We start from the raw sequence: 24,772 nt of genomic DNA on the forward strand, positions 1-24,772 counted from the left end.
CCAGCGGGTGCTCGGGTGCATCGGATGAACAGCAACGCCCTCCCCCCGTCGCGCAAGGCGGAAGGGGGAGGGCGTTTCAGGCGGAGTGTCTACGGAGAGGGGTTGCGCTCAGGGCGTACCAGACTCCGTGTCCGCGCAAGTCGGCGGGCCGGAGAGGGAGAAGGGCATGGAGGCCGAGAGGCCGTGGGCATTGGTGACGGTGGCGGTGATGGTGGGGGAGACACCCGAGGGAGTGCAGGAGGGGGCCGTCCAAACGATGCGGCTGGCGCTGGAGGTGTCCTGAGCCGAGGCCAGGGAGCCGGTGTTGTAGGTCCAGGCAAAGGAAAGGGAGCTGGACTGGGGGTCCAGGGCGGTGACATCAAAGACAACCGTCTGGCCCGGGGAGGCGGAAGCGGCGGACTGGTAGTAATTGGTGAAAGCGGGAGGGAAGAAGTCCGAGGAGGAGGAGGCGACGCAGAGGGCGAGGGAGCCCGTGGTCTGCCCCCCGCGGCCGTCCTGGACGGTGACGGTGAGTAGGCAGTTGTTGCACAAGCCAGCCGGAACGGAGGAGGGGACGAAGGAGGCGGAGCGGGAGGTGGCGTTGCTCCAGGAGCCGGGGCAGGAGGCCTCCCAGTGGTAGGAGAGGGCATCTCCATTGGAATCAGAGGCGGAGACGGAGACGGAGGTGGACTGACCCACGTCGAGCCTGTTGAGAGTGGAGGAGACCTTGGAGACGGAGGGCCAGAAGTTGAAGAAGATGTCGAGGGAGGCGTCGCCGGAGGAGGCGCCGGAGAAGACGTTGATGGAGAGGGAGATGGAGACGGCGGCGCCCTGGGAGTCCGTCACGGTGAGGGTGAGGGTGTGGATGCCGGGGGAGGAAGGAGCCGTCCAGGAGGTGGTGGAGGCGGAGGGGTCGGAGAAGGTGCCGCCGGTGGCGCTCCACGCCAGGGAGAGGGTGTCCCCCGGATTGGGGTCATGCACCGCGGAGGTGAGGGTAAGGGAGCCGCCCGCCTGGACGGAGGAGATGGAGGCGACGAGGGAGTCGATGAGGGGAGCCTCGTTGTCGTAGGGAGGCGGAGGAGAGAGCTCCTGGAGGGTGAGGGCGACGGCGGTGGTCTGGTTGGCGGTGATGGTGATGCCGGAGGCCTGGCCCTTGAAGCGCAGGGAGCCGGAGGAGTCGAAGGCCTCGGCGAGGAAGGTGCGGTTGGAGCCGGGAGGGAGGTTGCCGAGGAGACCGCCCCAGGAGCCGTTGGAAGGGGCCAGCTCGACGGCAATGGAAGACATGCCGGAGGCGGAGACGGTCACCTTGACGCGGGTGACGTCACTGGCGGAGAGCGCCTGGGGGATGGAGACCGCGAATTGGGCCGAGCCGGTGTTGGATGAAGAGGCGGAGCAGCCGGCGAGCAGCGCCAGCCAGAGCGCCAGCAGGTGGGTGGATGTTCTTTGCATGAAGCAGTCCTCGAGGTTGGGTGGATGAAGCAGCGGAGCACGTGCATCGGGCGCCGCTGCGTGTCTGTCATTGAGTCCAATGAGTCGCGGGACTCAGGGCGTGTACAACTCCGCCGTCGCGAGCGGGGTGCTACCGAGGTAGCCCCCCGCGATGAGAGTCTTGCCGTTGGGAAGCGGTGTCGCCGTCTGGTATCCGCGAGGCGAGGCCATGGAGTCGGCGGTGCTCCAGGTGCCCGAGGCCGGGTCGTACAGCTCCGCCGTCGCCAGGTAACCGTTCTGGGTGTTGAACCCTCCCGCGACGAGCACCTTGCCGTTGGGCAACAGCATCGCCGCGGAGTTGGAGCGCCTCGAGGCCATGTTGCCGGCGGCGCTCCAGGTGCCCGAGGCCGGGTCGTACAGCTCCGCCGTCTCCAGGAAGGTGCTCCGGTTGCTCCCGCCCGAGACGAGCACCTTGCCGTTGGGCAGCAGCGTCGCCGTGTGGCTGGCGCGGGGCGAGGCCATGGAACCAGTCGCGCTCCAGGTGCCCGAGGCCGGGTCGTACAGCTCCGCCGTCGCCAGGAAGGTGCTACTGCCGCGTCCCCCCGCGACGAGCACCTTGCCGTTGGGCAGCCGCGTCGCCGTGTGGTACGCGCGAAGCGAGGCCATGGAGCCGGTCGCACTCCAGGTGTTCGAGGCCGGGGTGTACACCTCCGCCTTGGCCAGGTAGCCGCTCCCATTGTTGAAGCCCCCCACGACGAGCACCTTGCCGTTGGGCAGCGGCGTCGCCGTGTGGTTGTAGCGAGGCGAGAGCATGGAGCCGGCCGCGCTCCAGGTGCCCGTGGCCGGGTTGTACGCCTCCGCCGCCGCGAGGTAGCCGCTCGCGTTGTTGTATCCCCCCGAGACGAGCACCGTGCCGTTGGGGAGCGGCGCCGCCGCGTGGAGGTAGCGAGGAGCGGCCAGGGAGCCGGTGGCGCTCCAGGTGCCCGAGGCCGGGTTGTACACCTCCGCCGCGGCGAGGGAGCCGCTGGTGTTTTGTCCTCCCGAGACGAGCACGGTGCCGTTGGGCAGCGGCGTCGCCGTGTGGTTGTAGCGGGACGAGGCCATGGAGCCCGTCGAGGCCCAGGCGGAGAGGAGGCAGGTGGGCAGCCCCATCACCGCGAAGCTGTTCGTGGCCGTCAGGTTGAAAGCGTTGGTGACGGTGGCGGTGATGGTGGGGACCGAGCCCTCACTGACACAGGAGGGGGCCCTCCAGGTGGTGCGGCTGTGGGAGGCGGTGCTGGCCGGGGTGCCCAGCGAGCCGGTCGTGGCGGTCCAGGAGAAGGAGAGCGCGGAGCCCTCGGGGTCGCTGGCCGCCAGTTCGTAGGTGAGCACCTGCTCCGGGGAGATGAGCTCCCAGGGGAGATGGGAGCTGTAGGAGCCGAGGATGAGGGGATTGAAGTGGTGGGGGGCGGGCGTCGTGCTGACACACAGGGCCAGGGTGCCGGTGGTCTGCCCCCCGCGCCCGTCGGAGACCGAGACCGTGAGAGCGCAGTTGTTGCAGGCGTCGGCGGGCAGCACGGAGGGGGTGAACCGGGCGGAGCTGGAGGAGGCTTGGGCCCAGGAGCCGGCACAGGAGGCACTCCAGGAGTAGGAGAGGCTGTCGCCATCCAGGTCCGAGGCCGAGGCGGAGACAGACGTCGCCTGCCCCACGGCGAGCTGAGCAGGCGTGGCATTGAGGGCGTCCACCCGGGGTGAGCTGTTGAAGGAGACGGTGAGCTGCGCCGCCCCTTGTCCCCCGCTCGGCAGGACGGTGACGTTCAGCGAGACGCTGGAGGAGAGGCCCTCGGAGCCCGTCACCGTGAGTGTGAGGGTTTGAGTGCCGGTGGAGGCCGGCGCCGTCCACGAGGTGGAGGCCGCGGAGGCCGGGGCGAAGGAGCCCGAGGTGGAGGACCAGGCGTAGGAGAGGGCGCCGTCCGGGTGGAGGCCATGGGCCGTGGCCTTCAGGGAGAGGGAACTGCCCGCGAGCACGGAGGTGGAGGCGGCGACCAGGGAGTCGATGACCGGGGGCTCATTCAGGGATGCCGGGGGCGCGTCGAGCTCCTGGAGGGTGATGGCGACGAGCGAGGACTGGCTGGCGGAGATGGAGACGCTGGAGGCGGAGCCCTGCAAGAGCAGGGTGCCGGAGGAGTCGAAAGCCTGGGCGAGGAAGGAGTGAGGGGCGCTCGCGGGAAGGTTGCCGAGGAGGCCGCCCTGGACGCCGTGGGTGGGAGCGAGCTCCACGGACGCGGAGGGGAGGTTCGCGGCGCTGGAGGTGACGGAGACGCGGGAGATGGAGGCGGCGCCGGTGCGAGGAAGGAAGACGGCGAGCTGGGCCGAGCCAGTGTCGGAAGGGACGGAGCAGCCCGCGAGCAAAGCCAGACCCAGCCCCAGCAGGGGGGAAGCGGCTTTCTTCATGGAGGTGACCTTCGTGGGGCCCATCAGGCCCGCCCAGAAGTGAGACGGCCGCGAGGAAAGGGCACACCAAAAGGGGGCGAGGGCCCCTGAGAACCCTCGCCCCGGAGCAGCAAGGGATTACGGCGTGAGGACCTGGATGTCTCCCGCGGCGGAGGGTAGCTCGGAGTCACCGATGTTGTTGGTGTGGCCGTAGCCCAGCTCGCCGTGAGCGTTGTTGCCCCAGCAGCGGGCGGCCCCCGTGCTCAGCAGGGCGCAGGTGTGGCTTGCTCCCGTGGCCACCTGGAAGGCGGTGGCGCCGCCCAGATCCACGGTGGCCTCGAGAGGCTCGACCCGGGTGATGGTGTTGCCGTAGCCGAGCCGGCCACTGCCGCCGTTGCCCCAGCACTTGATGCCGCCGCTGCTCAGCAGGGCACAGGTGTGGAAGTCGCCCGTGGCGACCTGGAGCACATGGCCGCCCGTGTCCACGTCGCCCGCGGTGGCCGGCACGTTGACGTTGTTGCCGTTGCCGTAGCCGAGCTGGCCATGGCCGCCGTAGCCCCAGCAGCGCACGTTGCCGGTGGTGAGCACGGCGCAGGTGTGGAACTTGCCGGCGGAGAGCTGCAGGACGTTGCCGCCGACATTCACGTTCCCGGCCGTCGAGGGCAGCTCGCTATCACCGACGTTATTGCCACTGAGGTAGCCGAGCTGGCCAAAGCCGTTGTAACCCCAGCAGCGCACCTTGCCGGTGTCCAACAGGGCGCAGGTATGAGAACCACCGGCGACGATGTCCTTCACGGTTCCGCCCACCTGGACGTCGCCCAGGGAATAGGGCTGCTCGTTGTCGCCCACGTTGTTGGTGTGGCCATAGCCGAGCTGGCCGAAGTTGTTGCGGCCCCAGCAGCGCACGTTGCCGGTGTCCATCAGGGCGCAGGTGTGCTCGTAGCCGGCGGAGAGCTTCACCGCGAGGCCGCCCAGGTTGACGTAGCCGTAGCTGGCGATGGCCTCGCCATCCCCCACGTGCGCGGTGGTGTTGTAGCCGAGCTGGCCATAGGTGTTGTTGCCCCAGCAGCGCACCAGGCCGGTGTCGAGCAGGGCGCAGGTGTGGCGGCCGCCCACGGCGAGCCGGGATCCCAAGCCCACCAGCTCCACGTCCCCCGCGCTGGAGGGCAGCTCGTCGTCGCCCACGGTGAAGGTGTTGCCGTAGCCGAGCTGGCCATAGGTGTTGAGCCCCCAGCAGCGCAGGGTGCCGTTGTTGAAGAGCACGCAGGTGTGGGACTCGCCGGCGCGGATGGTGTTGATGCCCGTCAGCCCACCCTCGACGACGGGGTTGTCGGGGAACTGGTTGGGGGTGAGCGGGTAGAAGAGCGAGGTCTTGCCGCCATTGCTGTCGGTGACCTCGAGCGTGAGGGTGCCCTGCACGTCGGTGGTGTAGTTCTCCAGGGTGGAGGGGTTGGCGCCGGTATCGGTGAAGCCAGGCCTCGGGTCGAAGCTGGTGCCGTCGGCGGGAGCGAAGCTCCAGGCATACGTGAGTGACGACTCGGCCTCATCGTCGCTCACGGCCGCCTGGAAGAGGACGTTGCCGGTGCCGAGCACACGGCTCGCGGTCACGCTGTTGATGACGGGGTTGAAGAGCACCACCACGTCGGTGTGGTGCACGCCATCGGTCTTGCCGGGCGGCTTGACCTTGGTCTTGAAGGTAGTGGTGACGGAGTGGCCCGCCTTGTTGGTGACCTTCACCGTGTGCTCGAAGTCGGTGTTGGCGTCGACGGTGGGCGGAGCGTACTGGCTGACGAAGGTGCCCGCGGTGCCCAGCAGGGTGATGGAGCCGCTCGTCGGGTAGAAGGTGCCGCTTCCCGCCGCCGAAGTGATCTCATAAGTGAGCGTCTCTCCGGTGTTGGCCTCGACGGAGAAGGAGACGTTGCCGCTCTGGTCCGAGCCGAAGATGGAGGGGACGGAGATCTTCTTGATGCGAGGGATGGAGATGGACTGGCGGTCATTGGCGGCGGCCAGGGCGATGATGACCGTCTCGTTGTTGCCGGCGAGGGTCTGCTCGGTGGTGCCCTGGAAGAGCAGGGTGCCCGTGGAGCCGAGGGCCCTGGCGGAGAAGACGAGGGCCTTGTTCTTGGGGAGGAAGGGGATGGCGCCGACCCAATCGCCCGCGGAGAGGCCCAGGTCGAAGTTGAGATAGAGCGGGGTGTTGGACACCTTGTCCGTCACGTCGATGCGGAGGCTGGCCACGTCGGTGAAGGAGAAGGCCTGGGCGGAGCGCAGGGAGGAAAAGGCGGAGGTGTGGCCCTGGGAGGCGCTGGAGGTGTCGTAGAGATCCGCGGTCTTGATGGAGAAGGAGGCGGTGGCGGAGTCCGACTGCTCCTGCTGCGAGGGCTGGGAGTTGCAACCGGCGATGCCGAAGGTGAGGGCCGACAGCAGGACGGCCGCCTTGCGCAGCGTCCTCCGCGTGCTCTGGAAACAAAGGGGATTCGTCATACACGTGCTCCTTCAGGACGCACGTCTTCCAAGCCGCGCCACGCGGCTCTTCCGACGTCACGTCACCAGTGACCTGGGGTTGCGGAAAAAGAAGCTCAGACACGCCGAGCCGCATCGGCTCCGCGCCTCAGCAACTGTGATGAGCCACCGCGGTGGAAAATGATGCAGAAAAAAAATCTGCGAGCTGCCGGCCAGGCCTGATTCGCTGGCCGCCGCTTGACGCGTCGCGCCGGAGCGGCCGTCGTCGAGCTAGGGATTCCTGGTTTTTTGGGCGACCCGCGCTCAATCCCTGACTTACGGAGTTAGGGAGAGCAGAGGGTCTTGGGTCGCTATTGTCTTGTCATGGTTTCGTCATGGACTCGACCTCCATGCGGTACCCCACGCCCCGGATGGTGTGGATGGCGAAGGCGGAGGCGCTGGTCCAGCCGAGCTTCTTCTTCAGATTGGAGACGAAGTTGTCCACGGTGCGCGGGTCGACGATGACGTCGCGGCCCCACACGGCATCGAGGATTTCGCCGCGCGTGAGGGCGCGGTCGCGGTGCTTGAGGAGGAAGACGAGCAGGTCGAACTCGGTGCGGGTCAGGTCGATGAGGCCGCCGTCGGCGCGCGAGAGGGCTCGCTTGCCGAGGTCCAGGTTGAAGCCGGCGAAGGACATGAGCTGGGGAGGGGCGCCGCCGGCCCGGCGCACGAGGGCGCCCACGCGGGCGAGCAGCTCGCGCAGCCGGTAGGGCTTGGTGAGGTAGTCCTGGGCGCCGGCCTCGAAGCCGCGGACGATGTCGTCCTCGAGCGAGCGCGCGGTGAGCATCAGCACCAGGGTCTGCACGCCGCTGGCGCGCAACCGGCGGCAGAAGGAGTAGCCGTCCTCGCCCGGGAGCATGATGTCGAGGATGAGCAGGTCGAAGGCGCGCTCGCGCAGGAGCGGCTCGGCCTCGCGGGCGTGGGAGGCCACGGTGACGTCGTAGCCCTCGTCCTGGAGGTTGTCGCGCAGGCCGATCCGCAGGTTCGCATCGTCCTCGACGACGAGGATGGAGGGGCGGGCGTTGGGAGGAGGGCTGCTCGGGGCGTTCATGGCGGGTCTGGGGCCATTATACGTGCGCCTGCGTGAGGGGTCAGGTCTCTCTCGGGCCCGCGGGCGCCCGGCGGGCTGGCCGCCTTGCCACACGGGAGGCCCGAGGCGTCACGCCCCGAGCACCGGGACTCCCTCCAGGTAGCGGATTGCGCTGGCGCCGTCCCCACGACCCGGAGCGACTTCAAACCATGTCCCCCCCCGTCACCCGAGCCGGACCCCGGCTCTCCGTCTGGCGTGCGGGCCCTCGAGAGGAGAGAGCCCCGTGACGCTTCCCCCCATCATCAACGTCCCCCTGCTCGTGGGGATCGGCCTGTTCTGGACGATCGCCTACGTGCTCATTCTCAGACGGGGCTTCAAGGATAAAGCGCTCGCCATGCCGATGCTGGCGCTCAGCGCGAACATCTCCTGGGAATTCCTCTTCGGCTTCATCTACCCGAGCAAGCTGTTTGGCCAGCGCTACTTCAACATCGGCTGGTTCCTGCTCGACGTGGGCATCCTGCTCCAGGCCCTCTTGTTCGGCGCGCGCGACTTCCGCACGCCCCTGGCGAGGAAACTCTTCTACGCGGTCATCCCGGTGGGAATGCTCGTGAGTGTCGCGCTGCTCGTCCCCACGGCCGGCTGGCTCAATGACTTTCCGGATCAGGCGGCCCAGTACTCGGGCTTCGTCATCAACATCGTCATCTCCGTGCTGTTCGTGGCCATGCTCTTCCAGCGCGATTCCATCGCGGGCCAGTCGATGTACATCGGCTTCGCCAAGATGCTCGGGACGCTCTGCGCCTTCCTGACCATCTTCTGGGAGCCGCTGCCACGGTTCACGTACTCGCTCATCTTCGTATTCGACGTGGCCTACCTGCTGGCGCTCTACGTCAAGCTTCGCCAGACAGGTCTGTCCCCCTGGAGGAGGTTATGAAAGTGATGGAGAGGCTGAAGACAGGCAGCGCTCGGTGGCTGCGTTTCTTCGAGGTCACCATGCCCTACAGCCTGCTGCCGGTGGCGGTGGGAATGGCGATGGCCTGGAGACCCGGGGTGGGCGCCGCGTTCTGGGGGCGCTCCGTGCTGGTCACGCTCCTGATGTTCCTCGGCCTGATGTTCGTGCATGGCTCCGACTCCATCGTCGGCTACCGGAGGGGCGTGGACCAGCAGGTCTATAAGCGCCAGGGAGTCGTCAAGCGCGAGAAGCCCCTGGTGACGGGCGAGGTCTCGATGCGCGAGGCCGTCATCGCCACCTCCATCGTGCTCGCGCTGCTGCTGGCCGTGTGCGCCTGCTATGTGCTCATGACGGGCTGGCGGGTGAGTGCGTTGACGCTGGGCTCGGTGTTCATCCTCACCCAGTATTCCGTGGGACTGCGCCTGTCCTACCGGGGCCTGGGAGAGCTCGCCGTCGCGGGCACCGGCATGGGCGCGCCCATCGCGTATGGCTTCCTGACGGGCTCGCTGGCGGTGGCGCCCTTGCTGGTGGGAGTGGTGCTGGGCCTGTGGCAGGGCGCTGCCAACGTGGCGTCCAACCATGCCGACTACCAGGATGATCGCGCGGCCGGACGGAAGACCCTGGCCGTCCGCCTGGGCCTCACCTGGCACCGGCGGGTGGGGGTGCTGATGCTCGTGCTGGGGTGGGGACTCCTGGCCTCGCTCATCGTCCTGGGCGCGCTGCCGGCGGCCATGGCCCTCGTCGCGGTGCTCGGGATTCGCCACGTCCGGCAGGTCCAGCTCCTCTACGCGGGGGAGATCCTCAAGTCCCGCCGGCTGGGCTTCGAGACCTTCTACAAGCTGAGCCTGGGCATGGCGGTGGTGATGGTGCTGGCCCGCTGAGCGCGGAGCGGAGACGTTCCGCCGAGGCATCCGCCTGGCTGCCCGGCCGGGCGGTTGTCTCATCCCCAGGGGCCGGGCGAGCGGGAGAGGGAGGGGACGAAACCCCTCCCTCATCAGGTGCCCCTGTGTGGACTACAGCCGGCGCCACTCCATGGCCGAGGAGACGTTATCGGGATCCGTCAGGATGGAGCTCAGCGCGTCGCCGTCCTCCGAGATGAAGATGTCGACGGTGTGCGAGAACCCGTTGCTGGCCTTGAAGCTCACCGTGCCCGAGCAGTCGGGGTTGACGGTATAGGTGCCCGTGAAGGTGAGGCGGTCGAAGGTTCCACCGAAGCTGCTGGTGGACTTGCCCGTCATCGTCCCGTCCCCGTTGTACACATTGAAACCCGAGGCAACGAAGTCCGTCTGCACCTTGGTCGCGGGATCGATGAAGATGCCCTTGCGATCGAAGATGTATCTACCTTTGAGCGTACGGACCGAGCACCGATGGGACGAGGAAGTGGTCGCGATGCTCTCCTCGTCCGAGCCCATGGCCTCGCGGCCCGCCAGGCCCAGCAACAGGATGCCTGGCAGGATGGCGCCCAACGACATCAATTTGAAGCGGTGCATGTCTCTTCTCCTGTTTGTCCTCATGAGCGGGTGGCTCGGTGAGGCGCACGTGAAATGAGCATGGCCAGGAAAGGCGGGAAGACGGGAGGACCGGCGTCCGGGGCCTGTGTCGGACGCGGAACTCCCAGCCTTGGCCGGCCAGAAGACTGCTCATGTGGGTGAGGCCCTCCAGCACTACACGAGCTCGAGGACGGCACACGTCCAGGTGAAGCCCGCGCCGACGCCCATCATCATGCAGCGGTCTCCGGTCCTCAGCTCGCCCGCCTCCATCAGGAGGGCGAGTCCGGCGATCTGATCTCCCCCGCCCATGTGCCCCATGCGGCGAGCCCAGCGCCACGTGGTGGCGGCTTCCGGGAGCTCGAGCGCCGCGAAGTATTCGCGCTCCAGCAGGATGTAGCCCACGTGAGGGATGACGAAGCGGGCGATGCCCGAGAGGGCCGTTCCCGCATCGTGCAGGGCGCGTTCCACCGAGCCGCGCAGCCCGAGCCGGAAGCGCCGCAGCATCTCCGGCAGCCCCACCCGTGCCAGGAAGTCACGCTTGCGTTGATGGACGTCGACGAGCACGGGGGCAGGGGAGAAGGGCGCCTGGCCGCGGTGCAGCCCCTCCAGCCAGGGGTCCGACGCCGACGCGATGCTGAGCACTCGCGCGAAGCCCTTCCGGCGGCTGAGGATCATCGCTGCGGCACCGTCGGCGAAGACCATGCCGGTGTCGCAGCGCCAGCGATCAATGCCCGGAGGACAGAACTTGTCGGCCGTGGTCACCATCGCCGCCATGCGATCGGGCGAGGCGGAGAGATAGGACGCCGCGAGCTCCATGCTGGCCATGCCGCCGTTGGAGACACCCTTCACCTCCAACGCGAGCGCGGAGTGGCCCCCCAGTGCGGTGTGCTGGATGTAGGAAGCCGTCGAGTGGATGTCGAGGCCCTGGTAGTAGACGCTCGCGTGGAGGAGGAGGGAGATCTCCTCGGGCGCGAGGCCCGAGTGCGCCAGGGCGTTCCGGGCGGCGTGGACCGCCATGTCCGGAGGAGTCTCGCTTCCGGCCACGAGGACCGATTCCAACCGGGTCTCCTCGGCCTCCTTGGCATCATAGCGTCCGTCCGCGACGGCCTCCTGGACGCTGACCGGCGGAGGAAGGAAGTGGCCCAGTCCCGCGATGAAGAGTTGTTCGAGCTTCATCGCTCACTCCCGGAGTGGCTGTTCCAGGACTCCCACGGTCCGAACAGGCGGGCATCGGTGTCCTTCTCGTAGGGCATGCCCCGGGGCATGTTGAGCACTTCCATCTGCATTCCCCACGGGGTCACGAAATAGACCCAGCGGTCTCCGGCGATGGGGCCCTCGGTGATGGTCTGGGGTTCACCGAGCACCTTCACGCCGGGCACCGAGCGGAGGTACTCGACGGCGGCATCCACGTCGTCGACATGGATGGCCAGGTGGTGGCCTCCCCAATCGCTGTTGCGAGGGAGCTCCTGGCGCTGGCCGGGGGCCGTGTACTCGAACAGCTCGAGGTTGGTGACCGGACCGAGGCGCAGCATGGCGATGTGGGTCGAGGCCCGGGGGTGGACATTGAGCTGGCGCGTCATCCAGTCCCCCGTGGCGTCCTCGACCGGGCCAATCCGATACAGCAGCTCGGCCCCGATGACGTTGATGAAGAAGTCGACCGCCTGATCGAGATTGGGAACGGTGTAGGCGATGTGATGGATGTTGCGCGCGCCGGGAATGCCTGGGGTGGGCTGGCTCATGAGTGGCTCCTCTCCTGGGTGTCTTGCGTGAGGGGTGATGGCCGGTGGCTGGCGTACTCCTGGTTGGCAATGGCGCTCATCAACATCAAGCCGCCATCCACGGAGATGGAGACACCCGTGATGTACGCGGCGTCTGGCTCGCTGAGGTGCGCGATGAGGGCCGCGACCTCGCGAGAACGCCCGGGCCGGCCGAGGGGGATCGCGGGCCGGGAGAGCTCCTGCGCGTCGAGGCCCTCGGGGACGCCATTCATGGGCGTCGCGGTCTCCCCCGGGCTGACCGAGTTGACGGTGATGCCGTACCGGGCCAGCTCCAGGGCCATCACCCGCGTCAGCAGGCCCAGCCCGCCCTTGGAGACGCAGTAGGAGGCGCCCCCGAGGATGGGCACCATCTCGTGGACGGAGGTCACGTTGATGAGCCGGCCGCCGCGCCCCTGCGCGACCATGTGGCGCGCCGCCACCTGGGCACACAGGAAGGGGCCCGTGGTGTTGATGGTGAGGATGCGTTGCCAGTCCTCGAGCGTCTCCTCGAGGAACGCCGCGCGGCGATTGACCCCGGCGTTGTTGACGAAGACGTCCACGCCGCCCAACTCGAGGATGGCCCGCTCCACCGCGCTGGCGGCGGCCACCGGCTCGGTCAGGTCCATGCGGAAGGCCATGGCCTGTCCTCCGAGTGCCTCCACCTCCGCGACGGCCCGCCGGGCCCCGTCCACGTTCGAGTTGTAGCCGAGCCCGACCTGGAATCCCTTTCCGGCCAGCGCCAACGCGGTGGCCCTGCCAATGCCAGAACTGGCACCGGTCACGATCGCGATTCGCTTGCTCATCTGTCTTCCTCCAGTAATTCGTAGCCGGCCTGATCGAGGCAGCCCGCCCCCAGATAGCCGTACACCGTTCGCGTTGTGACGCCGGGATCGGTACGGAATCCGTGCCATTCACCGGCCGGGATGTACGCCAGGTCTCCCGGGTTCAACCGGAGCGAGCCGCGCCGGGTGAGGTGCTCACCACCGCCTTCCAGGACCAGGAAGAACTCGTCGGCGTGCGGATGCCGGTGCAACTGATGACTGCCGCCCGGGGTGAAGGTCGAGGTCGCCACCACCACGGCCCGAGTGCCCACGGTCTGCGTCGTGGCAAGCCAATGCACGCCCATGTCGATGAAGCCACCGGCCGAGCCCAGGGGACTGTTGCCGCGATCCGCCAGATGCTGGATGCGGCAGCCGCACCCGGTGACGCCATCCGCCGTCCGGGGTGATGCGCCCCGGGGATCGGCGGTCCCTCCGTACACCGTCAAGAGCACCGCTCCCTCGTCTCGAGCGGCATGGAAGGCACGGCGGGTGCCGGGCGGGTTGAACACGCCTTCACCCGGAATCAGCGTCCAGACCTGTCCTCCCGTATTCCAGTCCGTTCTTCCCGACAGCACGAAGGTGACGGACTCGGCGGCGGGCACGCGGTGCGCTGGCACCGTCGCTCCCCTGGACAGGGTCTGGACCGAGAGCATGCCGCGTGCGCCCGGAATGAGCCTCCGGTTGACGAGCCATTGCCACGCGGTGGCCGTCGGCTTTGGCGAGAGGCTCAACGCCTCCACGGTTGTCCGGATCATGAGTCCCTCCCATGGAAGCGCAGCAGCACCTTGGGCGGGCCCGAACGGCCGTGCTCCAGCATCTCGAAGGCGCGCCCGGCCTGCTCCGGTGAGAGCGCCTCGGCGATCAACGGACCGGCGTCCAGGACGCCGTCGACGAAGAGCTGGACCGTCCGGTCGTAGTAGTCCAGACCGTGGCGGATGCCGAAGACGTCGATTCCGCGCAGGACGAAGTCCCCGGGCACCACCCCGACCGCCTCGTTCGCCACTCCAATCACAGCCACCCGGCCGCCGGTTTCGGTCAGCTCGAGGCAGCGCGGGAACGCCGCCGGAGATCCGGACGCCTCGATGACCACGGAGTAGGCGCCGCGTCGGGCCTGCTCGGGCCGCAGTGCACGCCGAGCGCCGAGCAGGGATGCCAACCGCAGTCCCGCCGCATCGATGCCGATCGCATCCACGCTCCGGGCCACGTGCGAGGCGAGCTGCACGGCGAGCAGACCGATGGTCCCGGTCCCCACCACCGCGACCTCGTCCTCCATCCCGCAGCCCACCTTGTCGAAGCCACCCACGACGGTGACCGCCGGCTCGATGAACGCGGCGCTCGCATCCGAGAGGGCGTCCGGGAGCACCGTGAGGGAGCGCCTCGGCATCTGGATGTAGTCGGCCGCGGCGCCCTGAATCCCATACAAGCCGACCTCCACCATCCGCTCGCACAAGGGCCGCTGGCCGCGCTGGCACCTCCGGCACAGACCGCAGGGGACCATCGTCTGGCCCACCACCCGGTCTCCCACGGAGAGCCCGGTGACCTCCTCGCCCATCGCGACCACCTGGCCACACCACTCGTGCCCGAAAACGAGCGGGAAGCTCGCCCGGCCATCCTTCAGGTACGAGGCGCTGCCGTGCAGCAGTTCCAGGTCGGTGCCGCACAGCCCGACATACGCGGTGCGCACCAGCACGCCGTCCGGCCGCGGTTTGGGGATGGGGCGCCGGAGGAGCTCGACACGCCCGGGCGCGGTGATCGCCACCGCGGTCATCGTGCCCTCGGGCCACATTCCTCTCTGATTCGAGCTCATGCGACAGGCCTCCGGGAGGGCAGGGATTGAGAGACCGCACGGGGCATCACGGCGAGCCAGAGCAATTCCAGCCCCCCGTCCCCACTGAGGAGGGCGCTCTCCGTGCCATCGGGAAGGAGGACGAGATCACCGGCCGCGAGGATGTGTCCCGGGGCCGCCGCGCCCGGTTCCTGGAGCCATCCAGAGCCGGCGATGATGAACCAGGCACTCTCGGTCCCGTGTTGGCCGCGGAGCGCGAACTCGGTGCCCGGGGCCAATCGCAGGTAATCGAAAGACTCGCACTCGCTGTGCAACATTCCGCGCCGTGCCAGGGAGCGCCAGTGGATCTCCTCGCCGCCGTCGCGCGTCAGCGAGGTGCCGCCAAGGGTGGAGATGATCATCGCTCTCCACCTCCCGGCACTTCGAGACTCGCCAGGAAATACTTCAGTCCCTCGGCACCAGCGGTGAGCGTGAGCCCGGTCCCGAGGGGCAGCGTGACGGAGACGCCGAACTTCAGGGGAACCCTCGCCTCGTGGGAGGTGACCTCGCCGGAGCCGCCGAGCGTGAACAGGGTGTGCTCCATGCCCGTCGCGGACAGCGACGCCTGCTGCCCGGGCTCCAGCTCGAGCAATTGGATTTCCCGCAGCGGCCCGGTGAAGACTCCACGCGGATCGGCTTTCAACGTCTCGCGCAGGTGGATGACCTGGGCATTCGTCATGGTTCTTTCTCCTTGTCCGCGCTGGACCGTGGGCCTCGCGCCGCTCAACACCGCCGCGGTGGCCGGGCTCAACAGCTCGATCACCAGCCAGCCCAATCCCTCACTTCCGACGTTGCGCAGGCCGTGCCGGGTTCCGAGCCCCGTCAGGATGAGGCTCCCCGCGCCGACGGCGTGAGGCTCGCCGTCGAGGAGCATTTCGCCGCGGCCCGAGAGGATGAAGTAGAGCTCCTCGGTGCGGGTATGCACGTGCTCGCCGCTGAGGCCACCCGGAGGGAGCCAGGCATATTCGACCGCCTCCCACGAGCCGAACAGCCCGGCCCGCCGGGCCAGACACTTCCACTGGGAGAGGCCCGTGGTGCCATGCACTCCGTAGACGACGGAGGGGTCCTCGAGGTCTCCGATGATGAGTCCCTCACGCATGGAGCGCCCTCCGCTCCGGGAAGGTGGCGGGCGCCCACTCGCGGAGGGTGGCGGCCGCCCGGTAGAGCTCCGAGGGTTGGAGGTCATTGACGAAGCACGCCGAGCCGATTCCCATGGCCAGGGGCAGCCGCTGCAGCCCGTCCCGGTGGCGGACCGTGTCGGCGAGGGCGGCCTCCAGCACGGAGGGCTCGCACAGCCGGTGGTACACGGGCAGGCCCAGCGCGCGCATGAGCGTGAAGATGCGCTGCTGCTCCGCCGGGCGGATCAGCCCTCGCTGGACGGAGAGGAGGGTGGTCAGCGCCATGTCGATGTTCACCGCCTCGCCGTGCAGCAGCTCGGGGAGCGCCAGCATCTCGAGGGTGGGGCTGAAGGAGTGGCCGTAGTCGACCACGCGCTCCAGCTTGTGCTCCCACAGGTTCATCTCCAGCTCCTCGAGCATTCCCGTGATGGCCCGTTCGATGACCTGGGTCGCGCCCCGGGCGCTCTCCGGAGTCTCTCCCTGGAGGCGTTCCTCGATGAGCGTGGGGCCGTGCCGCTCGAGCAGCTCGAAGAGGGCGCGGTCCTTGATGAGGGCGATCTTCAAGATCTCCGCGAGGCCATTGACGATGTGCCGGGGATCGAGCGTCTCGAGGAAACCGCGGTCGAGGAGCGTGGTCTTCGCGGGGAAGTACGAGCCCAGCCGGTTCTTGTGCGCACCGTGGTTGACGCCGGTCTTGGCTCCGACACCAGCGTCCACGAGCCCGATGAGCGTGGTGGGAACCCGGATGTAGGGCGTGCTGCGGCGGTACAGGCTCGCGGCGAGCCCGACGATGTCGAGGAGGACTCCGCCGCCGATGGCGATGATGGGCTCGTGGCGGCGCGAGATGCCGAACTCGTCGATTCTCCGGAGCACGGTGAAGACGGAGTCCATGGTCTTCTCCGCCTCGGAGACGGGGAGCGTGAGGATGTTGTGCTTCACGCCGTGGTGCGTGAAGTACCGGCGGATCCGCTCTCCATGGAGGCGGTCCACGTTGGCGTCGATCACCACGAGCCTGCGGAGGGGGCCGTGTGAATGGGAGCTGCCCGCCTCCACGAGGATCCGGTTGTCCAGGTCGAACAACCCGTCAACCATTCTCACCTGATAATGAACGGGAAGGGCTGTGTTGACGGTCCAATCTCGTGCCATGAATGACTCCGGTGTTCCGGTTTGGGTGTCTGGAGAAAGGAGCCCTGACGGAAACGCGCTCCAGGAAGCTCACCATAGACAGACACCTGAAACGGGCGATGTGACACCAATAAAACGCTCCGGTTCGCGGGGACTCGTGCGTGTTTTCATGCGTCACAGAATCGCTCGGAGGGATCCGCCCTTCTGGCGGCGAAGTGCCGCCAGAGGAGACCCAACCATGCGTATGTTTGAAGGGCCCGGCCAGCGCCGGGCCGCTGGATTCCTGGTGCTTCGAGGTGCCCTGGCTCTCGCCTTCCTGCTCGCGGGAGTTCCGAAGCTCCTGGCGAGACCGCCGCTGCCCGAGCAGTTCACCCAGCTCGGTTTCCCCCCGTGGTTCATGTACCTCATCGGCCTGCTGGAGGTGGGCGGGGGCCTCGGCCTGCTCGCGCGGCGTGTTTCCGGCTATGCGGCGGTGGTGTTGGCGGTGGTGATGATAGGCGCCGCGGGCACGCTCATGCGGCACGGCGAGTACTCCAAGCTCGCCCCGTCGCTCGTCTTCCTCGTGCTGCTGAGCGGCATCGCCTACGTCCAGCGCGACACGTTCCGCCGCCTCGTGGCCCGCGTGGCCCCCTGAGGCGTTTCCCCTCGGAAACTTCGCCTGGCCGTCTGCTCTCCGGGCGTGCCGCGCCGCGTCGGCGGCACATCCCCCAAAAAACACTCCACCTCTATGGGCTCATTGCGTCACGGGGTCAGCGATGAAGGTCGGCACGGGTACGGATTCACCAGCTTCAACGCAGTGCGAGTACCCAGCGGAGAGCCCCCGTGCCGAAGCGCTGCCTCCGGACGCGCAGTGGGCGGTCTGGTGGGACGGTCTGGAGGACGGGCTCACCACGTCGCGCCGGGCCGTGCTGGCCGTGGACCGGCCGACGAGCGATGACGAGCAGGAGCAGGCCGCCGAGCCCGCTTGAGGCGTCACAGATTTCGATTTTTCTTCTGTCTTTATTGATTGCGGAACGCGGCCATTTCCCTCGAACAGCCCGGTCCGCGCACCTCAATCACAAACACGCCGACAGGCATTCGCCCGAGTGCCAGGAACAACCACACCCATGACTACTCCCGCCAGTGACATCACCGCTGATCCCTCGTTCGTGAAGAATCGCGAGCACGTCCGGCTCGACCGCATGACGGGAGACCGCAACCGGCTCGAGGCGGAGGAATCCCGGCTCCTCTGGTTCGACACGGCCGGCCTGGCCACGCCGGGCCAGTGCGACGGCATCCTCGAGCGGGTGATGAACCTCTCCTACTCGGGCGTCATCCTCTACCCAGAGAACGTGGCGGCGCTCGCGCCCGCCATTCCGGCGCGCTTGCTCAAGATCATCCACATCGAACGGGCCGAGGACCTCGAGCGGCTCGCGTCCGAACCGCGCGGGGAGCCTGGGTACGTGGTGGCCAGCCCCGATGTGCGGATCCTCGACCAGGCGTCGGCCATGGGCATGCGGACCTGCTACCGCGCGTATGTGGATGACGGCCCCAGCCTGCACCGCTCGCTGCACGAGGGCCGTCGTCATGCCTACCTGATGATCCGTTTCAGGGATCCCACCAACATCCCGCTGGAGCTGGTGATCGCCTCCCTCCAGGCCACGCACACCGCGCTGGTCAAGGAGATCAGCACCCCCGTGGACGTGGATGACGCCATCGTCACCCTGGGCGTCATGGAGGTGGGGGCGGACGGAGTCATGTTCTCGCCCCGGTCCCACGCCGTGCTGGACGAGTTCATCTCGCGCCTCGGCCGGCTCGAGAGCGCCTCGGTGAAGCTGGACGTGGGCACCATCATCCAGAGCAGGCCCATCGGGATGGGGTACCGCAGCTGCATCGACACCACGACCCTGTTCTCGCCCACCGAGGGCATCCTGGTGGGTTCCTCCTCGCAGGGCTCGCTGCTGTGCTGCGCCGAGGTCTTCTTCCTGCCGTACATGGAGCTGCGCCCCTTCCGGGTGAACGCCGGAGCCGTGCACAGCTATGTCTATGGTTTCGGCGACCACACGGACTACATGAGCGAGCTCCGCGCGGGCTCGCCCGTCATGATTGTGGATCGCACGGGCCGCGCTCGCAGGGCCAGCGTGGGCCGGATGAAGACGGAGGTCCGGCCGCTCCGGCTCATCGAGGCCGAGTTCCAGAGCGGCGAGCGCGTCAACATCATCATGCAGGACGACTGGCACGTGCGGATCTTCTCCGACGAGGCCAGGCCCTTGAACATCACGGAGCTGCGGCCGGGTGACAAGGTCCTGGGGCACATGAGCAAGCCCGGGCGCCACGTGGGCATCCCCGTGGATGAGCACATCATCGAGACCTGAGCCAATCCCAAACGAAAACGAGAGGTCATCAACCATGGACGGTGTAGCGAAGAAGATTCGCTGGTCGCGATTCCTGCATCCTCAGTCCGGTCTCGGAGTGATCGTCCCCATCGATCATGGGCTCACCGTGGGGCCCATCCCGGGACTGCGGAGCGTGAGCCAGATCGAGAGCTGGATCCACCACCCGGTCATCACGGGAATCATCGCCCACAAGGGCATGGTGGAGCGGCTCGGGAGCCGGGGCCTGCTCCAGGGGCTGGGCGTGATGGTCCACCTCAACGGCATGACCTCGCTGTCGGCGTCGCCCAACCGCAAGGAATTGCTGACGTCGGTGGAGCGGGCGCTACGTCTGGGCGCGGATGCGGTGTCGCTCCAGCTCAACTTCGACGGGACGTGTGATGCGGCCAATCTCATCCAGCTGGGCGCGGTGGTGGACGAGGCCCAGTCCCTGGGCGTGCCGGTGCTGACCATGCTCTATGACAAGGTCGAGGCCCTCCGGCCGGAGCAGCGGGTGCCTCGGATGAGGCACCTCATCCGGGCCTGCGTCGAGCTGGGCACGGATGCGCTGAAGATCGCCGCGCCCGCTCAGCTCTTCCAGCTCCCGGAGCTGCTGGAGGGCGTGCACGAGCACACTCCCGTGTTCTTCGCGGGCGGGGAGAAGTGCTCGGACGAGCAGCTGCTCGCGCTCGCCCGGGAAGGGGTGGCCGCTGGGGCCACCGGGCTGTGCGTTGGCCGGAACGTCTTCCAGCGGGAGCCTGGCACGGCCACGCTCGACCGGCTCCAGGAGCTCGTCGTCGATCGACCCGGCGAGGCCTCTCCGTCCCCCGTGGTCATGCTGCAGGCCATGTCATGAGCTCCCGCCCGTTGATCATCAAGAAGTTCGGCGGGACGTCCGTCGGAACGATCGAGCGCATCCGGAAGGTGGCGCGGCTGGCCCTCGAGAGCCAGCGCGCGGGTCACGACGTGGTGTTGGTGGTCAGTGCGATGGCGGGGGAGACGGACCGCCTGCTGTCGCTGACCCAGCAGCTCGCTCCGTTGCCGGATGCCCGCGAGCAGGATGTGGTCGCCGCGACAGGGGAACAGGTGTCCGCGGCGCTGGTGGCCCTGGCCATCCAGGCGGAGGGCGGTGCGGCGCGCTCGCTCCTGGGTCATCAGGTCCGGGTCCTCACGGACAGCGCCTTCTCCCGGGCCCGCATCCGGCGGGTGGAGCACGGCGCCATCCACGACGCCCTCGAGCAGGGGATGATTCCCGTGGTCGCCGGGTTCCAGGGGGTGGACCCTCACGGAAACCTCACCACCCTGGGACGTGGGGGCTCGGACACCTCGGCCGTGGCCCTGGCGGCCGCGCTGTCAGCGGACGTCTGTGAAATCTACACGGACGTGGAGGGGGTCTACACCGCGGATCCCCGTGTCTGTGTTTCGAGCCGGAAGCTGAGGTCCATCTCCTACGAGGAGATGCTCGAGCTGGCGGCCCTCGGGGCCAAGGTCCTGCACGCGCGCAGCGTGGAGATTGCAATGAAATACAAAGTACCCGTCCATGTCCGCAGCACCTTCTCCAACGAGACGGGGACCTGGATTGTCGATGAGGAGCGGGGGCTGGAGGCCCGGACGTTGATCGGACTCGCGTGCGAGCCGCGCCAGGTGCGCATCGAGCTCGCCTCGGCCGAGCGGGGCCCGGAGCTGGCGGCACGGGTGATGGAGCTGCTGGCCGCGCGGAATGTGAGTGCGGACATGATGAGCCACGTCTGCTCGCCCCACGACGCGGCCCGGACGGAGGTTGTCTTCACCCTGCCGGAGCGGGACTACCTCCTCGTGAGCGAGGGGCTCGACCAGCTCGGCGGGAAGCCAGGCCCCCACGCCCCACGGGTGTCGAGGAACCACGCGAAGGTGTCGCTGGTGGGCATTGGCATCCGCTCGGATCCGGGTGTCTCCGCCCGGCTGTGCCGCGCCCTGGCGCTGCGGGGAATCGCCGTGTCGGCCCTGGCGATGAACGAGCTGCGGATCAGCTGCCTGGTGGACGCGAGCCTGGCGGACGAGGCCCTCCGCATCCTGCATCACGAGTTCGACCTCGCCGAGGAGTCCGCTCCGCCCGTCCTGGAGAAGAGCGCCTGAGGTCGTTCTCTCAATCCCTTCCATTTTCCCTTTTGGAGTCGACGTCATGAGTCATGCCGCCAAGAATCTGTCCGCGCCCCAGCGGGCCCCCACGTCCCGGTTGCCAGACTTCCGCAAGCTCTCGGTGGAGGAGCGCGTGGAGCTGCTCGGGCAGATGCTGGAGCTGAGCGAGGGCGAGCGCCTCCGGTTCCAGGGAGCGGAAGGGCTGCCCATGGAAGTGGCCAGCCGGCTGATCGAGAACGTGGTGGGCACGTTCTCCCTGCCCATGGGCCTGGGCTTGAATCTGCTCGTCAATGGGCGCGAGTACCTCGTGCCGATGGCGGTGGAGGAGCCCTCGGTGGTGGCGGCCTCGTCGTTCGCGGCGAAGCTCGTCCGTGAGGCGGGGGGGTTCACCGCCGAGGCGGACCCGTCCCTGATGATCGGGCAGGTCCAGGTGACGGAGTATGGGGACCCGGAGTGGGCCACCGCCGCGCTGCTGGCGGCCCGGGAGGAGATTCTCGCGCGGGCCAACAGCCTCCACCCGGCCATGGTGCAGCGGGGCGGGGGTGCCCGGGACCTCGAGGTGCGCGTGCTCCCGGCCCCCGAGGGTCCGGACGGCGAGCCCCTGCTCATCCTCCATCTGCTCATCGACTGCCAGGAGGCCATGGGAGCCAACCTCATCAACACCATGGCCGAGGGCGTGGCGCCGCTCGTCGAGGAGCTCACCGGAGGCAGGGTCTTCCTGCGCATCCTCTCCAACCTCGCGGATCGGCGGCTGGCTCGCGCGAGCTGCCGCATCCCCGTGAGCCAACTGGCTTTCAATGGCCGCACGGGAGAGGCCATCGCGGAGGGAATCGTCCAGGCCAGCCGCTTCGCTCAGGCGGATCCCTACCGTGCCGCCACGCACAACAAGGGCATCATGAATGGCATTGATCCGGTGGCCATCGCCACCGGCCAGGACTGGCGCGCCATCGAAGCGGGGGCGCATGCCTTCGCCTGCCGGAGTGGACAATACCGGCCGCTGTCCACGTGGACGCTCGAGGACGAACAGCTGGTGGGGCGCATCGAACTACCCCTCGCGCTGGGCCTGGTGGGGGGCCCCATCAAGGTGCACCCCGGGGTGCGGCTGGCGCTCGAGGTGTTGCGCGTCGGCTCGGTCCAGGAGTTCGCCCAGGTGCTCGCCTCGGTCGGACTGGCGCAGAACCTGGCGGCGCTCCGGGCGCTGGGCTCGGACGGCATCCAGAAGGGACACCTGGCCATGCACGCGCGCTCGGTGGCCATGGCCGCGGGAGCGCGAGGAGCGCAGGTGGACGAGGTGGCGGGGCTGCTCGCGCGCACCGGGAGCGTGAAGGTGGAGCAGGCCCGGGAGCTCATGCGCCTGCTGAGCGGCAACCCCCAGGAGTGAGTGCACGAAATCCAGACACACGCAGGGAATCAGGAGGAAGCAATGGAAGCAGGGCAGATGATGCAGGTGGGGCTGGAGAGCATGGGGATCGCGGTGCCGTCGACGTATGTGGAGCTGGCGGAGCTGGCCAGGGCGCGTGGCGTGGCGCCGGGCAAGTATGTGGACGGGCTGGGCGTGACGCGCATGGCCGTGCCGCAGGTGGACGAGGACACGGTGACGCTGGCGGCGCGCGCGGCCCGCATGGCGATGGAAGCGGCCGGGTGCCCGGCCGAGGACGTGGGCATGCTGGTGGTGGGCACCGAGACGGCGGTGGACCACTCCAAGCCGGTGTCCTCGTACGTGCAGGGCCTGCTGGGGCTGTCCACGCGCTGCCGCGTCTTCGAGACCAAGCACGCGTGCTACGGCGGCACCGCGGCGCTGCTGCTGGCCATGGACTGGGTGCGCTCGGGCAGCGCCAAGGGCAAGAAGGCGCTCATCATCTGCTCGGATATTGCCCGCTACGGGGTGGGCACGCCGGGTGAGCCCACGCAGGGCGCGGGCGCGGTGGCCCTGCTGGTGTCCGACAAGCCCAAGCTGCTCGCCTTCGAGACGGGCAAGACGGGTTCGTATGCCAGGGACGTCATGGACTTCTGGCGGCCCCTCTACTCGAAGGACGCGATGGTGGACGGGCACTACTCGGTGCAGTGCTACCTGGACGCGCTCGAGGGCTCGTACAAGGCCTACCAGGAGGCCGCGGGGGACTCGGGGGACGAGGGTCTCTACAGCGACCGCTTCGCCGCGCTCGTGTACCACGTGCCGTACGGGAAGATGTCGCGCAAGGCGCACCGCCACCTGCGCACGCTGGACGGGGACAAGGACGCGGATGCGAGCTTCGATCGGCTGGTGGGCCCCAGCCTCGTGCTGCCCTCGCAGGTGGGCAACATCTACACGGGCTCCATGTACCTGGCGCTGGCGAGCCTCCTGTCGTCCTCGCGCGAGGACCTCACGGGCAAGCGGATTGGACTGTTCTCGTACGGCAGTGGCTCGTGCGCGGAGTTCTTCAGCGCGGTGGTGCAGCCCGAGGCGCAGGCGCGCGTGAAGGCGCTGGGCCTGGAGACGCTGCTGGAGCGGCGGCGCGCGCTGAGCATCCCCGAGTACGAGGCCATCATGGCCGCGCGCGAGAAGCTCGATGACAAGCCCGCCGAGGAGCTGGCCGGCGAGGGCTTCCGCTACCAGGGCACGCGCGACCACAAGCGCATCTACGCGCGCTGAGGGGCCATGCGCATCCGGGACGTGACAGCCAGACGGAAGGACGCGCACCTCGACCTGTGCGCGACCGGGGATGGGGAGCCGGCGGAGAACAGCACGCTGCTCGAAGGTGATGACCGGGGAGCTGAAGGACTGGCTCGTCGCGCTCGGGGCCGGCCCCCGGGGTGCGGCGCGAGAGGCTTGACATGTCGGATTCCGTGACGCGGAGGCTGGAACGCTCTCTCGAGGTGGAGACAGAAGCTTCGGAGGAGCGCATCGCTCCACCCCGCTCCCCGCACGAGGCTTCTCCCCTGACAGGCTTTGGCGCTGGGAAGGTCATCCTGCTGGGCGAGCACGCGGGCGTGTATGGGTATCCGGTGCTGGCGGGACCCCTGTCCCGTGGGGTGCGAGCACGAGCGCGACCGGCGCGCCGGTGCCGTCTGGTGTTGTCGGAGAGGCTGGCACCCGAGCCCCGCCAGGCCGTGCTCCGGGCCTTCGCTCATGCCGCCGAGGCGTGTGGCCAGCCTCGAGTGGAGGTGTCCCTGGAAACGGATCTGCCTCTCTCCATGGGGCTGGGCAGCTCGGCGGCCCTGTCGGTGGCGTGTGCCCGGGTGCTGCTCCAGGCCGCGGGCGGAGACGCCCCGGTCTCCGAGGTGCTCCGGGTGGCGTGGCTCATGGAGCAGCAGTTCCACGGCACTCCCTCGGGGGTGGATCACACCACCAGCGCCTGGAGCCAGTTGCTGCTCTACCGCAAGGCCTCCGGGGGAGGGGAGGGCAGGTCCCGCCCGGTGCGGTGTCCTCGCCCCCTGCGCATCGTGGTGGCGCTGGCTGGCGAGCGCAGCCCCACCCGGGTCACCGTGGGAGGGCTCCAGGCCCGCCAGGGCTCCTGGCCCCGGCGCTACGCCCGCCTGATGCGCGAGGTGGGCCGGCTGGCCACCGAGGGCGCCCAGGCCGTGGAGGAGGGCCAGCTGGAAGCCCTGGGGGACGCGATGAACATCAACCACGGACTGCTGTCGGCGCTGGGGCTGTCCTCGGTGGTGTTGGACACGATGGTGCACCGGCTGCGGGAGCTGGGCGCCCTGGGCGCGAAGCTGACGGGGGCCGGAGGAGACGGGGGCGCCGTCATCGGCCTCTTCCATGACACCGGGCCCGCGCTGGCGGCATTGGCCCAACTGGGCATCCCCTGCTTCAGCAGCCAGCTCGCGGGTCCTCCCGGCCCCGGCCGCTGAGCGGATCCCGAGCCAGGTTGCGCTAGGGTG

The 24,772-nt window shown here is 68.5% G+C and carries 23 protein-coding genes; 10 read left to right on the forward strand and 13 right to left on the reverse strand.

Features of this window, described 5'->3' with window-relative positions:
• Positions 1-108: 108 nt before the first annotated feature.
• The 4 genes from ACJ8AN_RS25035 to ACJ8AN_RS25050 all read right to left on the reverse strand — a co-directional run bounded on the left by ACJ8AN_RS25035 (position 109) and on the right by ACJ8AN_RS25050 (position 7,372).
• Complete coding sequence (locus ACJ8AN_RS25035) at positions 109-1,428, reverse strand: Ig-like domain-containing protein (protein WP_407757973.1); 1,320 nt, start codon at positions 1,426-1,428, stop codon at positions 109-111.
• A 93-nt stretch (positions 1,429-1,521) separates the two neighbouring features.
• Positions 1,522-3,840 (reverse strand): kelch repeat-containing protein, encoded by a 2,319-nt coding sequence (locus tag ACJ8AN_RS25040; RefSeq protein ID WP_407757974.1) that lies wholly within the window; start codon positions 3,838-3,840, stop codon positions 1,522-1,524.
• A 117-nt stretch (positions 3,841-3,957) separates the two neighbouring features.
• Positions 3,958-6,303: an RTX toxin gene (locus tag ACJ8AN_RS25045; RefSeq protein WP_407757975.1), complete on the reverse strand. Its 2,346-nt coding sequence runs from the start codon at positions 6,301-6,303 to the stop codon at positions 3,958-3,960.
• Positions 6,304-6,643: 340 nt separating this feature from the next.
• Entirely contained in the window at positions 6,644-7,372 is a 729-nt protein-coding gene (locus ACJ8AN_RS25050; RefSeq protein ID WP_407757976.1) for a response regulator transcription factor, read from the reverse strand.
• A gap of 262 nt (positions 7,373-7,634) precedes the next feature.
• On the opposite strand from ACJ8AN_RS25050, the gene ACJ8AN_RS25055 reads away from it, so the two are divergent.
• Both ACJ8AN_RS25055 and ACJ8AN_RS25060 read left to right on the forward strand, forming a co-directional pair.
• Positions 7,635-8,282: a hypothetical protein gene (locus tag ACJ8AN_RS25055; RefSeq protein ID WP_407757977.1), complete on the forward strand. Its 648-nt coding sequence runs from the start codon at positions 7,635-7,637 to the stop codon at positions 8,280-8,282.
• Positions 8,279-9,181, forward strand: a complete 903-nt coding sequence (locus ACJ8AN_RS25060; protein WP_407757978.1) for a prenyltransferase — start codon at positions 8,279-8,281, stop codon at positions 9,179-9,181. Before ACJ8AN_RS25055 ends, ACJ8AN_RS25060 begins: the two co-directional genes overlap by 4 nt.
• Before the next feature lie 132 nt (positions 9,182-9,313).
• Here the strand turns inward: ACJ8AN_RS25060 and ACJ8AN_RS25065 are convergent, their stop codons facing one another.
• The 9 genes from ACJ8AN_RS25065 to ACJ8AN_RS25105 form a co-directional block, all read right to left on the reverse strand.
• Positions 9,314-9,790 (reverse strand): hypothetical protein, encoded by a 477-nt coding sequence (locus ACJ8AN_RS25065; RefSeq protein ID WP_407757979.1) that lies wholly within the window; start codon positions 9,788-9,790, stop codon positions 9,314-9,316.
• A gap of 174 nt (positions 9,791-9,964) precedes the next feature.
• A complete protein-coding gene (locus tag ACJ8AN_RS25070) occupies positions 9,965-10,966 on the reverse strand; it encodes a ketoacyl-ACP synthase III family protein (protein ID WP_407757980.1) in 1,002 nt (333 codons plus the stop codon).
• A complete protein-coding gene (locus ACJ8AN_RS25075; protein WP_407757981.1) occupies positions 10,963-11,529 on the reverse strand; it encodes a VOC family protein in 567 nt (188 codons plus the stop codon). Before ACJ8AN_RS25075 ends, ACJ8AN_RS25070 begins: the two co-directional genes overlap by 4 nt.
• Complete coding sequence (locus ACJ8AN_RS25080) at positions 11,526-12,350, reverse strand: SDR family oxidoreductase (protein WP_407757982.1); 825 nt, start codon at positions 12,348-12,350, stop codon at positions 11,526-11,528. Before ACJ8AN_RS25080 ends, ACJ8AN_RS25075 begins: the two co-directional genes overlap by 4 nt.
• Positions 12,347-13,123: a cupin domain-containing protein gene (locus ACJ8AN_RS25085; RefSeq protein ID WP_407757983.1), complete on the reverse strand. Its 777-nt coding sequence runs from the start codon at positions 13,121-13,123 to the stop codon at positions 12,347-12,349. Before ACJ8AN_RS25085 ends, ACJ8AN_RS25080 begins: the two co-directional genes overlap by 4 nt.
• On the reverse strand, positions 13,120-14,175 hold the full coding sequence (locus ACJ8AN_RS25090; protein ID WP_407757984.1) for a zinc-binding dehydrogenase: 1,056 nt from the start codon (positions 14,173-14,175) through the stop codon (positions 13,120-13,122). Before ACJ8AN_RS25090 ends, ACJ8AN_RS25085 begins: the two co-directional genes overlap by 4 nt.
• On the reverse strand, positions 14,172-14,555 hold the full coding sequence (locus tag ACJ8AN_RS25095) for a hypothetical protein (RefSeq protein WP_407757985.1): 384 nt from the start codon (positions 14,553-14,555) through the stop codon (positions 14,172-14,174). The genes ACJ8AN_RS25090 and ACJ8AN_RS25095 overlap by 4 nt, the downstream gene beginning before the upstream one ends.
• On the reverse strand, positions 14,552-15,292 hold the full coding sequence (locus tag ACJ8AN_RS25100) for a cupin domain-containing protein (protein ID WP_407757986.1): 741 nt from the start codon (positions 15,290-15,292) through the stop codon (positions 14,552-14,554). The genes ACJ8AN_RS25095 and ACJ8AN_RS25100 overlap by 4 nt, the downstream gene beginning before the upstream one ends.
• Positions 15,285-16,403 carry a sedoheptulose 7-phosphate cyclase gene (locus ACJ8AN_RS25105; protein WP_407757987.1) on the reverse strand — a complete coding sequence of 373 codons (1,119 nt, stop codon included), beginning with the start codon at positions 16,401-16,403 and terminating at the stop codon, positions 15,285-15,287. Before ACJ8AN_RS25105 ends, ACJ8AN_RS25100 begins: the two co-directional genes overlap by 8 nt.
• Before the next feature lie 271 nt (positions 16,404-16,674).
• Here ACJ8AN_RS25105 and ACJ8AN_RS25110 point away from each other — a divergent pair, with 271 nt between their 5' ends.
• The 8 genes from ACJ8AN_RS25110 (at position 16,675) to mvk (ending at position 24,742) form a co-directional block, all read left to right on the forward strand.
• Positions 16,675-17,070 (forward strand): DoxX family protein, encoded by a 396-nt coding sequence (locus ACJ8AN_RS25110; protein WP_407757988.1) that lies wholly within the window; start codon positions 16,675-16,677, stop codon positions 17,068-17,070.
• A 121-nt stretch (positions 17,071-17,191) separates the two neighbouring features.
• Positions 17,192-17,404, forward strand: a complete 213-nt coding sequence (locus ACJ8AN_RS25115; protein WP_407757989.1) for a hypothetical protein — start codon at positions 17,192-17,194, stop codon at positions 17,402-17,404.
• Positions 17,405-17,542: 138 nt separating this feature from the next.
• Positions 17,543-18,790: a 3-dehydroquinate synthase II gene (locus ACJ8AN_RS25120; protein WP_407757990.1), complete on the forward strand. Its 1,248-nt coding sequence runs from the start codon at positions 17,543-17,545 to the stop codon at positions 18,788-18,790.
• Between the two features lie 34 nt (positions 18,791-18,824).
• Positions 18,825-19,643 (forward strand): class I fructose-bisphosphate aldolase, encoded by an 819-nt coding sequence (locus tag ACJ8AN_RS25125; RefSeq protein WP_407757991.1) that lies wholly within the window; start codon positions 18,825-18,827, stop codon positions 19,641-19,643.
• The gene (locus tag ACJ8AN_RS25130) at positions 19,640-20,902 is read left to right on the forward strand and encodes an aspartate kinase (protein ID WP_407757992.1); all 1,263 of its coding nucleotides are present in this window, start codon (positions 19,640-19,642) and stop codon (positions 20,900-20,902) included. Before ACJ8AN_RS25125 ends, ACJ8AN_RS25130 begins: the two co-directional genes overlap by 4 nt.
• A 46-nt stretch (positions 20,903-20,948) precedes the next feature.
• Entirely contained in the window at positions 20,949-22,286 is a 1,338-nt protein-coding gene (locus tag ACJ8AN_RS25135; RefSeq protein ID WP_407757993.1) for a hydroxymethylglutaryl-CoA reductase, degradative, read from the forward strand.
• A gap of 42 nt (positions 22,287-22,328) precedes the next feature.
• A complete protein-coding gene (locus ACJ8AN_RS25140; RefSeq protein ID WP_407757994.1) occupies positions 22,329-23,537 on the forward strand; it encodes a hydroxymethylglutaryl-CoA synthase in 1,209 nt (402 codons plus the stop codon).
• Positions 23,538-23,824: 287 nt separating this feature from the next.
• Complete coding sequence (mvk, locus tag ACJ8AN_RS25145; protein WP_407758005.1) at positions 23,825-24,742, forward strand: mevalonate kinase; 918 nt, start codon at positions 23,825-23,827, stop codon at positions 24,740-24,742.
• The last annotated feature ends 30 nt before the right edge of the window (positions 24,743-24,772 follow it).

The organism is Archangium sp. (assembly GCF_045802675.1).
Lineage (GTDB): Bacteria > Myxococcota > Myxococcia > Myxococcales > Myxococcaceae > Archangium.

Excerpts from the sequence above, each read along its gene's own strand:
- ACJ8AN_RS25115 (WP_407757989.1), top strand. The coding sequence starts at position 17,192 with ATGAAGGTCGGCACGGGTACGGATTCACCAGCTTCAACGCAGTGCGAG.
- ACJ8AN_RS25125 (WP_407757991.1), top strand. The coding sequence starts at position 18,825 with ATGGACGGTGTAGCGAAGAAGATTCGCTGGTCGCGATTCCTGCATCCT.
- ACJ8AN_RS25085 (WP_407757983.1), bottom strand. The coding sequence starts at position 13,123 with ATGATCCGGACAACCGTGGAGGCGTTGAGCCTCTCGCCAAAGCCGACG.
- ACJ8AN_RS25050 (WP_407757976.1), bottom strand. The coding sequence starts at position 7,372 with ATGAACGCCCCGAGCAGCCCTCCTCCCAACGCCCGCCCCTCCATCCTC.
- ACJ8AN_RS25135 (WP_407757993.1), top strand. The coding sequence starts at position 20,949 with ATGAGTCATGCCGCCAAGAATCTGTCCGCGCCCCAGCGGGCCCCCACG.
- ACJ8AN_RS25120 (WP_407757990.1), top strand. The coding sequence starts at position 17,543 with ATGACTACTCCCGCCAGTGACATCACCGCTGATCCCTCGTTCGTGAAG.
- ACJ8AN_RS25070 (WP_407757980.1), bottom strand. The coding sequence starts at position 10,966 with ATGAAGCTCGAACAACTCTTCATCGCGGGACTGGGCCACTTCCTTCCT.
- ACJ8AN_RS25065 (WP_407757979.1), bottom strand. The coding sequence starts at position 9,790 with ATGCACCGCTTCAAATTGATGTCGTTGGGCGCCATCCTGCCAGGCATC.
- ACJ8AN_RS25080 (WP_407757982.1), bottom strand. The coding sequence starts at position 12,350 with ATGAGCAAGCGAATCGCGATCGTGACCGGTGCCAGTTCTGGCATTGGC.
- ACJ8AN_RS25100 (WP_407757986.1), bottom strand. The coding sequence starts at position 15,292 with ATGCGTGAGGGACTCATCATCGGAGACCTCGAGGACCCCTCCGTCGTC.
- ACJ8AN_RS25110 (WP_407757988.1), top strand. The coding sequence starts at position 16,675 with ATGCGTATGTTTGAAGGGCCCGGCCAGCGCCGGGCCGCTGGATTCCTG.
- ACJ8AN_RS25095 (WP_407757985.1), bottom strand. The coding sequence starts at position 14,555 with ATGATCATCTCCACCCTTGGCGGCACCTCGCTGACGCGCGACGGCGGC.
- ACJ8AN_RS25045 (WP_407757975.1), bottom strand. The coding sequence starts at position 6,303 with ATGACGAATCCCCTTTGTTTCCAGAGCACGCGGAGGACGCTGCGCAAG.
- ACJ8AN_RS25090 (WP_407757984.1), bottom strand. The coding sequence starts at position 14,175 with ATGAGCTCGAATCAGAGAGGAATGTGGCCCGAGGGCACGATGACCGCG.
- ACJ8AN_RS25130 (WP_407757992.1), top strand. The coding sequence starts at position 19,640 with ATGAGCTCCCGCCCGTTGATCATCAAGAAGTTCGGCGGGACGTCCGTC.
- ACJ8AN_RS25140 (WP_407757994.1), top strand. The coding sequence starts at position 22,329 with ATGGAAGCAGGGCAGATGATGCAGGTGGGGCTGGAGAGCATGGGGATC.
- ACJ8AN_RS25075 (WP_407757981.1), bottom strand. The coding sequence starts at position 11,529 with ATGAGCCAGCCCACCCCAGGCATTCCCGGCGCGCGCAACATCCATCAC.
- ACJ8AN_RS25035 (WP_407757973.1), bottom strand. The coding sequence starts at position 1,428 with ATGCAAAGAACATCCACCCACCTGCTGGCGCTCTGGCTGGCGCTGCTC.
- ACJ8AN_RS25040 (WP_407757974.1), bottom strand. The coding sequence starts at position 3,840 with ATGAAGAAAGCCGCTTCCCCCCTGCTGGGGCTGGGTCTGGCTTTGCTC.
- ACJ8AN_RS25060 (WP_407757978.1), top strand. The coding sequence starts at position 8,279 with ATGAAAGTGATGGAGAGGCTGAAGACAGGCAGCGCTCGGTGGCTGCGT.
- ACJ8AN_RS25105 (WP_407757987.1), bottom strand. The coding sequence starts at position 16,403 with ATGGTTGACGGGTTGTTCGACCTGGACAACCGGATCCTCGTGGAGGCG.